Source organism: Pseudomonas sp. TWRC1-2 (assembly GCF_049896685.1).
Classification (GTDB): Bacteria; Pseudomonadota; Gammaproteobacteria; order Pseudomonadales; family Pseudomonadaceae; genus Aquipseudomonas.
Genome location: NZ_JAFCUU010000003.1, coordinates 637,571 through 649,983, shown reverse-complemented (window position 1 = coordinate 649,983; position 12,413 = coordinate 637,571). Strand labels below are relative to the sequence as shown.

The following is a 12,413-nucleotide window of genomic DNA, read 5'->3' as shown; positions in this document are numbered from 1 at the left end:
CTGTGAAACTGGCCTGAATGTGGGAGGGGGCTTGCCCCCGAAAGCGGTGGGTCAGCTACAGCTGTATCACCTGACCCGCCGCCATCGGGGGCAAGCCCCCTCCCGCCTTTTTGACCGAGTTCACCTCGTCAGAAATCCTTGCACAGGCGCAGGGCGTCATAGATCGCGGCGTGGGTATTACGCTGCGCCACACAGTCACCGATGCGGAACAGCAAGTACCCCTCGCCCGGCTCGCTCAGGCACGGCTGCGGCTGGATCGCGAACAGCGCTTCGATGTCCATCTGGCCTTTGTTGCGTGAACCCTGCTTGAGCGCGTAGTAGATCTCTTCATCCGGACGCACGCCGTTCTCGACCACCACTTGATCGACCACGCGTTCTTCCTTGGCGCCGGTGTATTCGTTCTCCAGCACCGCCACCAGCTTGTCGCCTTCGCGGTAGACCTTTTCCAGCATCATGTCGCCGGTCATGATCACTTCTTTCGGGTACATGCTGCGGTAGTAGGTCGGGAACGACGTACCGCCCACGGCCACGCCCGGCTTGATGTCGTCGGTGACGATCTCGACCTGGCTGCCTTTGTCGGCCAGGAAGTCCGCCACCGACATGCCGGTGAATTCGCAAATGGTGTCGTACACCAGCACGTTCTTGCCCGGCGCGACCTTGCCATCGAGCACGTCCCAGCTGCTGACCACCAGGCCTTCGGCCGCGCCCCAATGTTCGTTCTGCTCCAGGAACGGGTGCCCGCCGACGGCCAGCACCACCACATCGGGGCGCAGGTCGAGGATCGCATCGGCGTTTGCCGCCACGCCCAGGCGCAGGTCGACGTTCAAACGCGCCAGCTCCAGCTGGAACCAACGTGTAATACCGGCAATCTGGTCGCGCTGCGGTGCTTTGGAAGCGGTGGTGATTTGCCCGCCGATAAAGTCTTTCTTCTCGAACAACGTCACGTCATGGCCACGCTCGGCAGCAACGCGTGCGGCTTCCATCCCGGCAGGGCCGGCACCGACCACCACGACTTTGCGTTTGGGCCCGGTGGACTTCTCGATGATGTGCGGCACGCCCATGTATTCACGCGAGGTCGCGGCGTTCTGGATGCACAGCACATCCAGCCCTTGGTACTGGCGGTCGATGCAGTAGTTGGCGCCGACGCACTGCTTGATCTGGTCGATCTGGCCCATCTTGATCTTGGCGATCAGGTGCGGGTCGGCGATGTGCGCGCGGGTCATGCCGACCATGTCCACGTAGCCGCCTTCCAGAATGCGCGTGGCCTGGTTCGGGTCCTTGATGTTCTGCGCGTGCAGCACCGGAGCCTTGACCACTTCCTTGATACCCGCGGCCAGGTGCAAAAACGGCTCCGGTGGATAACTCATGTTCGGGATCACGTTGGCCAGGGTGTTGTGGGTGTCACAGCCCGAGCCGACCACGCCGATAAAGTCCAACATGCCGGTGTCGTCGTAATACTTGGCGATCTGTTTCATGTCCTCGTGGGACAGGCCGTCCGGGTGGAATTCATCGCCGCACAGGCGGATGCCCACGCAGAAATCCGGGCCGACCTCAGCCCGCACAGCCTTCAATACCTCAAGGCCAAAACGCATGCGGTTTTCGAAGCTGCCGCCCCATTCGTCGGTGCGTTTGTTGACCCGTGGGCTCCAGAACTGGTCGATCATGTGCTGGTGCACCGCCGACAACTCCACGCCATCCAGGCCTCCGGCCTTGGCGCGCGCCGCCGCGCTGGCGTAGTTGCCGATCACCCGCCAGATTTCTTCCGGCTCGATGGTTTTGCAGGTGGCGCGGTGCACCGGCTCGCGGATGCCCGACGGCGACAACAGCGTGGGCCAATGCTCGCCATCCCAGCGCGAACGACGGCCCATGTGGGTAATCTGGATCATGATCTTGGCGCCATGCTTGTGCATGGCATCGGCCAGGTTCTGGAAGTGCGGGATGATCCGGTCATCGGCCAGGTTCACCGATTTCCACCAGCCTTGCGGGCTGTCGATGGCCACACTGGAAGAACCGCCGCAGATCGCCAGGCCGATCCCGCCCTTGGCTTTTTCTTCGTAATACTTCACATAGCGGTCGGTGGTCATGCCGCCGTCGGTGGCATACACCTCGGCGTGGGCGGTACTGAGCACGCGGTTGCGGATGGTCAGTTTGCCGATCTGGATCGGCGCGAACATTGCTTCGAAAGCCATGGCACGGTTCCTCGACTTACAACGGCTTGACGGTGAACAGGCCGTCGTCGTGGCCCTCTTCGGAGCCTCCGTACACTTGCTCGGCCACGGTGCGGATCTGACTGCCACGCGCCTGCAGAATCTGGTCCATGGCGCCGGCAAACCAGCCGGTGAACATGTAGTCGACTTTGCGCCCGACCTTGCCGTACACGTAGACAAATGCCGAGTGCTCGAGCTTGACGCTGGCGGTGCCTTTGTCGAGGTCGATGTCCTGGATCTTGAACAGGCCCCAGCCGCGTTGCGACAGGCGCTTCATGTAGTGCTCGAACACCGCGACGCCTTCCAGGCCGTGGCATTCAGCTTCTTTTTCACACCAGTGCCAGGCGGATTTGTAGCCGGCCTTGTAGAGGATTTCGGCGTAGGCATCTGCGCCCAGCACTTCCTCGATACCGATGTGGTTATTGACGAAGAAATGGCGCGGCACGTACAGCATCGGCAGGGCGTCGGAGGTCCAGACACCGGTTTCGCTGTCGACTTCGATTGGCAATTGCGGGGCGATCTTGGCCATGGAAACTTAACTCCAGAAAATTCGTTTGAATGCCCCAGGCACCGAATGGCCTGGGGAAAAGAAGTGTTGGCGGTGGCTTATTCGCCCCAGACGTCCTTGAGGACGTTGACCCAGTTTTCGCCCATGATCTTGCGTACCACACGCTCGCTGTGGCCGCGCTTGAGCAGGGTCTCGGTGAGGTTGGGGAACTCGCCCACGGTGCGGATGCCCAGCGGGTTGATGATCTTGCCGAAACTGGTCAGACGGCGGGCGTAGCCCTTGTCATGGGTCAGCATTTCGAAGAAATCCTGGCCATGGCCCTGGGTGAAGTCGGTACCGATGCCGATGGCGTCTTCGCCGACGATGTTCATGGTGTATTCGATGGCTTCGGCGTAGTCGTCGATGGTCGAATCGATGCCCTTGGCCAGGAATGGCGCGAACATGGTCACACCGACAAAACCGCCGTGGTCGGCGATGAACTTCAGCTCTTCATCGGATTTGTTGCGCGGGTGCTCTTTCAGGCCGGACGGCAGGCAGTGGGAGTAGCACACCGGCTTTTTCGATTCGAGGATGACTTCTTCGCTGGTCTTGGAGCCGACGTGGGACAGGTCGCACATGATGCCGACGCGGTTCATCTCGCCAACGACTTCACGGCCAAAACCCGACAGGCCGCCATCGCGCTCGTAGCAACCGGTGCCGACCAGGTTTTGGGTGTTGTAGCACATCTGCACCACGCCAACCCCGAGCTGCTTGAAGATCTCGACGTAGCCCAGCTGGTCTTCAAACGCATGGGCGTTCTGGAAGCCGAAGATGATGCCGGTTTTGCCCTGCTCCTTGGCTTTGCGGATGTCGGCGGTGGTTTTCACCGGGATCACCAGGTCGCTGTTCTCACGGATCAGGGTCTGGCTGGCCACGATGTTATTGATCGTGGCCTGGAAGCCTTCCCACACCGACACGGTGCAGTTGGCGGCGGTCAGCCCACCTTTGCGCATGTCCTCGAACAGGTCGCGGTTCCACTTGGCAATGATCAGCCCGTCGATAACGATGCTGTCGGCGTGCAATTGCGCTGGGCTCATCAGGCGTCCCCTTATTGGCGATTCATGCGCCGAATCGTCTGCCGGCGCTTTGGGGCCAGCATATGCCCAGGGGCTGAACGAACCGGGTGCAAAAACGACAGGGGAATTGCCGAAAGCGTCAATCCGCGACAAAGGCCTACATGACACGTCTGACTGACGACTGTTCTTTGTCTTACGCTTGAGCCAGAATTCCGCATCACCTGATATGAGACGGCGCAATGAAATCGATTTTCCTGGCTTTGGCACTCATCGCAACCGGCGTCCACGCGGCCGAAGACACCGACAACACGCCCTGCGATGGCATCGAAAACGACAAACAAACCCTGGAATGCGCCACTTACAACAAAACCACCGCTGAACAATTGCTCAAAGACAACTATCAAGGCCTGCTGGAACGCATGGGTTCGACCTATGGCAGCAACAAGTCGCAACTGGCCGACATTACCGCTCGTCTGAAGGATGCTCAGCAAAAGTGGGAAAAACTGCGTGACGCCGATTGCGCAGTGGACACCTTCCCGGCAGTCAACGGCAGCAAGGAATACGCGATTCAACTCAATGACTGCCTGGCGCGGATGAGTGATGAGCGGTCGGAGTTTTTGGAGTCGATCGGGCAGGAATAAGCGACAATCTCTGCCAATTTCCTCTGTATCAAGGCCATTCATGACTATTTGCGGCATCGAAATCAAAGGCAGCGAAGCCATCATCGCTGTCGCCTCCCTGGACAACCAGGCGCTGAGCCACGTCGCCCTGGCCACCAAGAAAATCGCTCTGGAAGACGACGATGAGGCAGCCAACGTCAAAGCCTTCGCCGCGCAGGTGAAGGCGTTTGTGCAGGCAAACGCCATCACCCGCATCGCAATCAAGAAGCGCAGCAAGAAAGGCGAGTTCGCCGGTGGCCCGACCACGTTCAAGATTGAAGGCGTGTTTCAGTTGCTGGAGGGGGTTGAGGTGACGTTGCTGTCGCCGCAGACCATCAATGCGCAGAACAAGAAGCACGGCTTTGAGTTGCCGGCTTCGCTGAACAAGTATCAGCACGAGGCCTTCAAGGCCGCGTGTTCGGCGCTGGTAAAGAAATAAACCACGACGCCTATCAAATGTGGGAGGGGGCTTGCCCCCGATGTCGGTGTTTCAGTCACTTATAGGCTGCTGACCCACCGCTATCGGGGGCAAGCCCCCTCCCACATTGGTTTTGGGGTGCGCTTCAGCGCTTGTGCAGCAGCCAATCCCCGAAGGATTTGTCTTCCAGGGCATAGCCGCCCCGGCTCGACTTCCATACCAGCTCCTTGTCGCGCAACGCATCGATGCACGCCTGAATGGTCTGGGTGCCCGGCACCACATCGCTGCCCATGTCTTCCAGCGCTTTGCTCACCGCCATCAGCGTGCTGTCGGTGAACGGCGCAAAGGGTTCGTTGTTCTGCGAACGCTCCACCATCACCTCCAACACGGCGCGCTGGGGGATGGTGAGGTTGTTCCAGGCGCTTTCAAACTCCGTCCACACGCCCGCGCGCAGGAATTCAGCACGACTGTGCAGCAACTGGCCCAAGTTGCTCGCTTCGCCCAGCTCCAGCGCCACTTCGCCAATAATGGTGCGCAGCATCTCGGGGCGACGGCCTACCAGCTCGAAGGCTTCGTCGATATCCGCCGCGTCGAATTGATTGGTGCTGGCCAAATGCGCGTTGAGGTGCGCGGTGTAGGCTTGGGTGAACGCTTTGCCGAGCAAGGGAAACGGCGTGATGCTGGAGCCGAAGAACGGCTGGCTTTTGCCCAACACCAAATGCGCCAGCTTGTCGCGGTTGGACCCGGTGAACACCAGGCGCAAGCCGCTGCCCTCTTCGTCACGGCCTTGGTTGAGCTGATCCCGGGCAGCTTTCAACGCGAACATCGCGTTGATACCGGACTCGGTGGTTAAAGCATGCTGCGCTTCGTCAATCACCAGCACCACGGGTTTTTCCGCGGCGCTGTGCAGCAACTCCAAGGCTTGGGTCAGTGTTGCACCGACGGGCAATTGTGGCTTGGTGAAGTCCCAGGACAGGGTGCGCAGAAAGCTTAGTTTCTCGATGCCGATGTTCTTGGCGAGTTTGCGAATGCCCTTTTCATAAGGCACCAGCGCAGCGGCAATGGCGCTGGCGATCAACTCCGCCGGATCTTTCTCTTTGTCGGCCCAGAGATCGACATACACCGTCAGCCAACCCCGCAGTTGGCACTCGGGGATCAGGTCTTCACGCAAAAAAGTGCTTTTGCCGGTGCGGCGCGGCGCCGCGAGAAACAGGCCAGAGGTAAAATCCTGAATACCGGCCCCCACCAAACCGTCGGCAATGCTGCCTGCCAGCGTGGGGCGGCGGAATACGAAGCCGCTGTTCTTCGACATGCTTTTATACTCAATTATGGAAAGGACTATAAATTATAGTAGCGAGTATAATTAACTATAATTACCCGTCAAACCACCTCCCGTCGCCGATCCTCCCTTGGGCACTTGGCAAACCGCGCCCGATAGCAGCGCGTGAAGTAAGAAGGCGACTCAAACCCGCACGCAATACTCACCTCCAACACACTCATGTCGCTCTGACGCAATAGCTGCCGGGCTTTTTCCAGGCGCAGGCCGAGGTAGAAATTGCTTGGCGTGTCGTTCAGATGCAGACGAAACAACCGCTCCAACTGGCGCCGGGTGACTTTGATCGCCTCGGCCAATGCCAGGGTGGTCAGCGGCGGTTCGGTGTGTTGTTCCATTTCACCGATCACTTGCACCAGCTTCTTGTTGTTGATGCCGTAGCGCGTGGCGATCTGCATGCGCTGGTGGTCTTTGCGTGGGCGGATGCGGCCGAGCACGAATTGTTCGGAAACCTGAATCGCCAGGTCCGGGCCGTGGGCCTGGGCGATCAGGTCGAGCATCAGGTCGATGGACGCCGTGCCGCCCGCGCAGGTGATGCGACGGCGGTCGATCTCGAACAGCTCCTGGGTCACGGTGAGCTGTGGATAAGACTCCTTGAACGCATCGATGGCTTCCCAGTGCAGCGTGAGGCGGTGGCCATCGAGCAAGCCGGCCTCAGCGAGCACACAGGCGCCCGTGTCGATGGCGCCAAGGGTGACGCCGTCGTGGTCGAGGCGGCGCAGCCAGTGCTCCAGCGCGGGCGTGGTGAACTTCAAGGGTTCGAAGCCGGCGACCACCATCAGCGTCGCGCCTTTTTTCAGCGGCTCCAATGCGGCGTCGGCGTTGACCGACATGCCATTGCTCGCCAACACCGCGCCGCCGTCGGCGCTCAGCACGTGCCAGCGGTACAGCTCGCCGCGAAAGCGGTTGGCCACGCGCAGCGGTTCCAGCGCAGAGATAAAGCCGATGGCCGAGAAACCCGGCATCAGCAGAAAGTAGAAATCCTGGGACATGGTGGCGCTCTCGTAGGACGGGCAGCGTGGTCACTGTGATACGCCAGTTCAACCGGCCATTCAAGAGCACAGGTCGCTGCAGTGCAAGAGCTGGTCGCCGCCGTGCGCTTTGCCGCCCCTCAAGCTGCGTAACTTGATCCCACGGCGCACAAAGACGCCGGAACCCACAATAACGACCTGCCGAGGGATCCACCATGAACCGACTGATCAGCCGCTGCGTGCTTGCACTCAGCGCCAGCGCCATTTTGAGCACCCACGTGATGGCAGCCGATGCGGCGTCTTGCCAAAACGTGCGCATGGGCGTGGTGAACTGGACCGACGTGATCGCCACCAGCGCCATGACCCAAGTGTTGCTCGACGGCCTCGGCTACAAGACCAAACAGACCAGCGCGTCCCAGCAAATCATCTTCGCCGGCATTCGCGATCAACGCCTGGACCTGTTCCTGGGTTACTGGAACCCGCTGATGACCCAGACCATCACGCCATTCGTCGACGCCAAGCAAGTCAGAGTCCTTGAGAAACCCAGCCTGGAAGACGCGCGCGCCACCCTCGCCGTGCCGACTTACCTGGCGGACAAGGGCCTGAAAACCTTCGCCGACATCGCCAAATTCGAGAAGGAACTGGGCGGCAAGATCTACGGCATCGAGCCAGGTTCAGGCGCCAACACCCAGATCAAGGCGATGATTGCCAAAAACCAGTTCGGCCTGGGCAAATTCCAGCTGGTGGAATCCAGCGAAGCCGGCATGCTCGCCGCCGTCGACCGCGCGGTACGCCGCAAGGAAGCCGTGGTGTTCTTTGGCTGGGCGCCACACCCGATGAACGTCAACGTCGCGATGACTTACCTCACCGGCAGCGACGACGCCCTGGGCCCGAACGAAGGCATGGCCACGGTGTGGAGCGTCACGTCGCCGACCTACGCCGAACAGTGCCCGAACGTGCACAAGCTGCTGACCAACCTGACCTTCACCGCCGCCGACGAGAGCCGGATGATGCAGCCGTTGCTGGATCACAAGGACGCCATTGAGTCCGCCAAGCAGTGGCTCAAGGACCACCCGCAAGACCAGCAGCGCTGGCTCGAAGGCGTGACCACCTTCGACGGCAAGCCCGCCGCGGCCAACCTGCAACTGACCAGCCAATAACCTGATTCGAATCACCGTGTCGCAGCCGCTGTGGGCTGCGAGCGGCATCACTACGCCCGCCTGTAAGGAACCGACTCATGAACCACGACGTCATCATCACCTGCGCACTCACCGGTGCTGGCGACACGACCGGCAGAAGCCCACACGTGCCGGTCACTCCCAAACAAATCGCCGCCGCCGCCGTGGAAGCCGCCAAGGCGGGCGCCACCGTGGTGCACTGCCACGTACGTGACCCGCAAACCGGCAAGTTCAGCCGCGACGTCGCGCTGTACCGCGAAGTGATGGAGCGCATCCGCGAGGCCGATGTCGACATCATCGTCAACCTCACCGCCGGCATGGGCGGCGACCTGGAAATCGGCGGCGGCGAGAACCCGATGGAGTTCGGCCCCAACACCGACCTGGTCGGCCCGCTGACGCGCCTGGCGCACGTTGAAGAGCTGCTGCCGGAAATCTGCACCCTGGACTGCGGCACGCTGAACTTTGGCGATGGCGACACCATTTACGTGTCCACCCCGGCCCAGCTGCGTGCTGGCGCCAAGCGCATCCAGGAGCTGGGCGTTAAGGCTGAGCTGGAAATCTTCGACACCGGCCACCTGTGGTTCGCCAAGCAGATGATCAAGGAAGGCCTGCTCGACAACCCGCTGTTCCAACTCTGCCTGGGTATCCCCTGGGGCGCGCCGGCCGACACCACCACCATGAAAGCCATGGTCGACAACCTGCCCGCCGATGCGGTGTGGGCCGGCTTCGGTATCGGCCGCATGCAAATGCCAATGGCGGCCCAAGCGGTGCTGCTGGGCGGCAACGTGCGAGTCGGCCTGGAAGACAACCTGTGGCTGGACAAGGGCGTGCTGGCCACCAACGGCCAGTTGGTGGAGCGCGCGAGTGAAATCCTCAGCCGTCTGGGTGCACGGGTCATGACCCCGGCGCAAGGCCGCATCAAGATGGGCCTGACCAAGCGCGGCTAAGTCAGGCACCACAAAACCCTGTGGGAGCCGGGCTTGTGTGGGAGCGGGCTTGCTCGCGAAAGCGGTGAATCCGTCACCGAATGCATCAACTGACATACCGCATTCGCGAGCAAGCCCGCTCCCACATTTGAACCGGTTCCTCACACAGAATTTGCGAATACTTTAGGAATTTGCCATGCGTTTTATCACCGAAATCAAAACCTTCGCCGCCCTCGGCAGCGGCGTTATCGGCAGCGGTTGGGTATCCCGCGCCCTCGCCCACGGCCTGGATGTGGTCGCCTGGGACCCGGCGCCCGGTGCCGAAGCGGCCCTGCGCAAACGCGTCGCCAATGCCTGGGGCGCCTTGGAAAAACAAGGCCTGGCACCGGGTGCATCCCAAGACCGCCTGCGCTTTGTCGACACTATTGAAGCGTGCGTGAAAGACGCCGACTTCATCCAGGAAAGCGCCCCGGAACGCCTGGAACTGAAACTGGAACTGCACAGCAAAATCAGCGCAGCGGCCAAGCCGAATGCACTGATTGGGTCGAGTACTTCGGGTCTGTTGCCGAGTGAGTTCTACGAAGGTTCCACCCACCCGGAACGCTGCGTGGTCGGCCACCCGTTCAACCCGGTTTACCTGCTGCCGCTGGTGGAAGTGGTGGGCGGCCAAAACACCGCGCCCGAAGCGATACAGGCGGCGATCACGGTGTATGAATCCCTTGGCATGCGCCCGCTGCATGTGCGTAAGGAAGTGCCGGGGTTTATCGCTGACCGCTTGCTCGAAGCGCTGTGGCGTGAGGCGCTGCACCTGGTGAATGACGGCGTGGCGACCACCGGCGAAATCGACGATGCGATCCGCTTTGGCGCCGGCTTGCGCTGGTCGTTCATGGGCACCTTCCTCACCTACACGCTGGCGGGCGGCGATGCCGGTATGCGCCACTTCATGGCGCAGTTCGGCCCGGCGCTGCAATTGCCGTGGACGTATTTGCCGGCACCGGAGTTGACCGACAAGTTGATCGACGATGTGGTCGATGGCACCAGCAATCAGTTGGGCACACACAGCATTTCGGCGCTGGAGCGCTATCGTGATGATTGCCTGTTGGCGGTGCTGGAGGCGGTGAAGACCACCAAAGCCAAGCACGGTATGAGCTTCGCCGAGTAACTGCTGTTGATTTCTGTGGGAGCTGGCTTGCCTGCGACAGCGGTGTACGACTCACCGCCGCCATCGCAGGCAAGCCAGCTCCCACAGTTGACCGAGTAATGACCTGGAATCCCGGACATGCCTGCACTGACCACCTACACCACCAAAATCCAGCCCGACTGGGTGGATTACAACGGCCACCTGCGCGATGCGTTCTACCTGTTGATTTTCAGCTACGCCACCGACGCGCTGATGGACACCCTGGGTTTGGACAGTGAAAACCGTGAGGCCAGCGGCCATTCACTGTTCACGTTGGAACTGCACCTGAACTACTTGCATGAGGTGAAACTTGGTGCCGAGGTCGAGGTGCGCACTCAGCTGATCGCCCACGATGCCAAGCGCCTGCACCTCTATCACAGCCTGCACCTGGTCGGTGAGGAGAAGGCGCTGGCCGGCAACGAACAGATGCTGCTGCACGTCGACCTCGCCGGTCCGCATTCGGCGCCGTTCACCGAGGCCACCCTGGAAAAACTCGTCGCGATCAGCGCGCAGCAGGCCGAGTTGCCACGCCCCGCCCTCCTCGGCCGCGTGATTGGATTGCCGCCCAAAAAACAATAAGGAGCCCCCATGCAAACCGCCGCCGCTGTTGCCGATTTTCGTACTTACCCAACCATCAGCGACCTCGCCGAGGTGCAGGTGCTGACCGATCAGCTACGCGTGCGATGGGCCGATGGCCGGGTGAGCCCGTTTCATCATCAGTGGCTGCGCGACAACTGCCCGTGCGCGCAATGCGTGTACAGCGTGACCCGCGAGCAGGTGTTCGAGATTGTCGATGTGGACGAACAGCTGACTGCCGTCAGCGCGCAGATCGATCAGGGATGCCTGAGCGTGCAATGGAGCGGCGGCCATCGCAGCCACTACGATCCGGGCTGGTTGCGCGCCCATGCCTATGACGACGAATCACGCGCCGAACGCCGTGCAGCCAAACCAGCATCGCAGCGATGGGACAGCACCTTCGCGTTGCCCGTTTTCGACTATGTGGGCGTGATGGAGGACCCGAACATCTTGCTGCAATGGTTGCTGGCCTTGCGTGACGCGGGCCTCGCGCAAATCCGTGGCGTGCCCACCGAACCTGGCTCGCTGGCGCTGATCGCCAAGCGCATTTCGTTTATCCGCGAGAGCAATTTTGGCGTGCTGTTCAACGTGCAGTCCAAAGCCAATGCCGACAGCAATGCCTACACCGCTTTCAACCTGCCGTTGCACAGCGATTTGCCAACGCGGGAGCTGCAACCGGGGCTGCAATTTCTGCATTGCCTGGTGAACGAGGCCACCGGCGGCGAGAGCATTTTTGTCGACGGGTTCGCCATCGCCCATGCACTGCGCAGCGAGGACCCTGAAGCGTTTCGTGCGTTGTGTGAAATCCCCGTGGAGTTTCGCAATAAAGACCGTCACAGCGACTATCGCCGCCTGGCGCCGATCATTGCGCTGGATGCCTTGGGAGACGTGGCGGAGATCCGCATGGCCAACTTTTTGCGCGGGCCGTTCGAGGCGCCGGTGGAGCAGATGCCGTTGTTGTATCGCGCGTATCGGCGCTTTATTGCGATGACCCGCGAGGACCGTTTCAGGCTGGTCAAACGGCTGAATCCGGGGGAGTTGTGGTGCTTTGATAACCGCCGCACCTTGCATGCGCGCAATGCGTTTGACCCGGCTTCCGGGGCGCGGCATTTCCAGGGGTGTTACATCGACCGGGATGAGTTGTTGTCCAGGATATTGGTGTTGCAAAGGTAGACCGAGGTGCGGCCTTCGCGAGCAAGCCCGCTCCCACATTAGACCGAGTTCCAAAGTTGGAATGCAGTCAAATGTGGGAGCGGGCTTGCTCGCGAAGAGGCCAGTGCAGTCACCACAAAACCCAGGCAAAAAAAGCCCCGATCAAGCCGTGACAGGACCGGGGCAGAGTGCTTGGTGTGAGCGTGACATCCCGAGGGTGACCAAACCTTCAAGCTGCGTGCCTGGCATT

Annotated in this window: 12 protein-coding genes; 7 read left to right on the top strand and 5 right to left on the bottom strand. The window is 61.0% G+C overall.

Features of this window, described 5'->3' with window-relative positions:
• Positions 1–128: 128 nt before the first annotated feature.
• The 3 genes from dgcA to ACP7B3_RS11855 all read right to left on the bottom strand — a co-directional run bounded on the left by dgcA (position 129) and on the right by ACP7B3_RS11855 (position 3,791).
• Positions 129–2,189 carry a dimethylglycine demethylation protein DgcA gene (gene dgcA, locus ACP7B3_RS11865; protein ID WP_145157554.1) on the bottom strand — a complete coding sequence of 687 codons (2,061 nt, stop codon included), beginning with the start codon at positions 2,187–2,189 and terminating at the stop codon, positions 129–131.
• 16 nt (positions 2,190–2,205) lie between these two features.
• Positions 2,206–2,736: a DUF5943 domain-containing protein gene (locus ACP7B3_RS11860; RefSeq protein WP_016977793.1), complete on the bottom strand. Its 531-nt coding sequence runs from the start codon at positions 2,734–2,736 to the stop codon at positions 2,206–2,208.
• Between the two features lie 77 nt (positions 2,737–2,813).
• Positions 2,814–3,791, bottom strand: a complete 978-nt coding sequence (locus ACP7B3_RS11855) for a dipeptidase (RefSeq protein ID WP_119737560.1) — start codon at positions 3,789–3,791, stop codon at positions 2,814–2,816.
• 218 nt (positions 3,792–4,009) lie between these two features.
• Between ACP7B3_RS11855 and ACP7B3_RS11850 the strand changes: the two genes are divergently transcribed.
• Both ACP7B3_RS11850 and ACP7B3_RS11845 read left to right on the top strand, forming a co-directional pair.
• The gene (locus tag ACP7B3_RS11850; RefSeq protein WP_119737558.1) at positions 4,010–4,411 is read left to right on the top strand and encodes a lysozyme inhibitor LprI family protein; all 402 of its coding nucleotides are present in this window, start codon (positions 4,010–4,012) and stop codon (positions 4,409–4,411) included.
• A gap of 40 nt (positions 4,412–4,451) precedes the next feature.
• Positions 4,452–4,868 carry a DUF3010 family protein gene (locus ACP7B3_RS11845; RefSeq protein WP_426178842.1) on the top strand — a complete coding sequence of 139 codons (417 nt, stop codon included), beginning with the start codon at positions 4,452–4,454 and terminating at the stop codon, positions 4,866–4,868.
• A gap of 124 nt (positions 4,869–4,992) precedes the next feature.
• On the opposite strand, the gene ACP7B3_RS11840 is transcribed toward ACP7B3_RS11845, so the two are convergent.
• Together ACP7B3_RS11840 and ACP7B3_RS11835 are read right to left on the bottom strand one after the other, a co-directional pair.
• Positions 4,993–6,159: an AAA family ATPase gene (locus tag ACP7B3_RS11840; RefSeq protein WP_426178841.1), complete on the bottom strand. Its 1,167-nt coding sequence runs from the start codon at positions 6,157–6,159 to the stop codon at positions 4,993–4,995.
• Positions 6,160–6,227: 68 nt separating this feature from the next.
• Entirely contained in the window at positions 6,228–7,172 is a 945-nt protein-coding gene (locus tag ACP7B3_RS11835) for a GlxA family transcriptional regulator (RefSeq protein WP_426178840.1), read from the bottom strand.
• 194 nt (positions 7,173–7,366) lie between these two features.
• Between ACP7B3_RS11835 and ACP7B3_RS11830 the strand changes: the two genes are divergently transcribed.
• The 5 genes from ACP7B3_RS11830 (at position 7,367) to ACP7B3_RS11810 (ending at position 12,184) form a co-directional block, all read left to right on the top strand.
• Entirely contained in the window at positions 7,367–8,311 is a 945-nt protein-coding gene (locus ACP7B3_RS11830; protein WP_242200640.1) for a choline ABC transporter substrate-binding protein, read from the top strand.
• A 77-nt stretch (positions 8,312–8,388) separates the two neighbouring features.
• Complete coding sequence (locus ACP7B3_RS11825) at positions 8,389–9,276, top strand: 3-keto-5-aminohexanoate cleavage protein (protein ID WP_426178839.1); 888 nt, start codon at positions 8,389–8,391, stop codon at positions 9,274–9,276.
• A 175-nt stretch (positions 9,277–9,451) separates the two neighbouring features.
• Positions 9,452–10,417 carry an L-carnitine dehydrogenase gene (locus ACP7B3_RS11820; protein WP_426178838.1) on the top strand — a complete coding sequence of 322 codons (966 nt, stop codon included), beginning with the start codon at positions 9,452–9,454 and terminating at the stop codon, positions 10,415–10,417.
• 117 nt (positions 10,418–10,534) lie between these two features.
• Positions 10,535–11,014, top strand: coding sequence for a thioesterase family protein (locus ACP7B3_RS11815; protein WP_426178837.1), 480 nt, complete (start codon positions 10,535–10,537; stop codon positions 11,012–11,014).
• Between the two features lie 9 nt (positions 11,015–11,023).
• Positions 11,024–12,184 carry a gamma-butyrobetaine dioxygenase gene (locus ACP7B3_RS11810; protein WP_426178836.1) on the top strand — a complete coding sequence of 387 codons (1,161 nt, stop codon included), beginning with the start codon at positions 11,024–11,026 and terminating at the stop codon, positions 12,182–12,184.
• Positions 12,185–12,413 lie beyond the last annotated feature (229 nt).

What these genes read in the sequence shown, in the direction of transcription:
- dgcA (WP_145157554.1), bottom strand. Translation starts at nt 2,189, where the DNA reads ATGGCTTTCGAAGCAATGTTCGCGCCGATCCAGATCGGCAAACTGACC.
- ACP7B3_RS11860 (WP_016977793.1), bottom strand. Translation starts at nt 2,736, where the DNA reads ATGGCCAAGATCGCCCCGCAATTGCCAATCGAAGTCGACAGCGAAACC.
- ACP7B3_RS11855 (WP_119737560.1), bottom strand. Translation starts at nt 3,791, where the DNA reads ATGAGCCCAGCGCAATTGCACGCCGACAGCATCGTTATCGACGGGCTG.
- ACP7B3_RS11850 (WP_119737558.1), top strand. Translation starts at nt 4,010, where the DNA reads ATGAAATCGATTTTCCTGGCTTTGGCACTCATCGCAACCGGCGTCCAC.
- ACP7B3_RS11845 (WP_426178842.1), top strand. Translation starts at nt 4,452, where the DNA reads ATGACTATTTGCGGCATCGAAATCAAAGGCAGCGAAGCCATCATCGCT.
- ACP7B3_RS11840 (WP_426178841.1), bottom strand. Translation starts at nt 6,159, where the DNA reads ATGTCGAAGAACAGCGGCTTCGTATTCCGCCGCCCCACGCTGGCAGGC.
- ACP7B3_RS11835 (WP_426178840.1), bottom strand. Translation starts at nt 7,172, where the DNA reads ATGTCCCAGGATTTCTACTTTCTGCTGATGCCGGGTTTCTCGGCCATC.
- ACP7B3_RS11830 (WP_242200640.1), top strand. Translation starts at nt 7,367, where the DNA reads ATGAACCGACTGATCAGCCGCTGCGTGCTTGCACTCAGCGCCAGCGCC.
- ACP7B3_RS11825 (WP_426178839.1), top strand. Translation starts at nt 8,389, where the DNA reads ATGAACCACGACGTCATCATCACCTGCGCACTCACCGGTGCTGGCGAC.
- ACP7B3_RS11820 (WP_426178838.1), top strand. Translation starts at nt 9,452, where the DNA reads ATGCGTTTTATCACCGAAATCAAAACCTTCGCCGCCCTCGGCAGCGGC.
- ACP7B3_RS11815 (WP_426178837.1), top strand. Translation starts at nt 10,535, where the DNA reads ATGCCTGCACTGACCACCTACACCACCAAAATCCAGCCCGACTGGGTG.
- ACP7B3_RS11810 (WP_426178836.1), top strand. Translation starts at nt 11,024, where the DNA reads ATGCAAACCGCCGCCGCTGTTGCCGATTTTCGTACTTACCCAACCATC.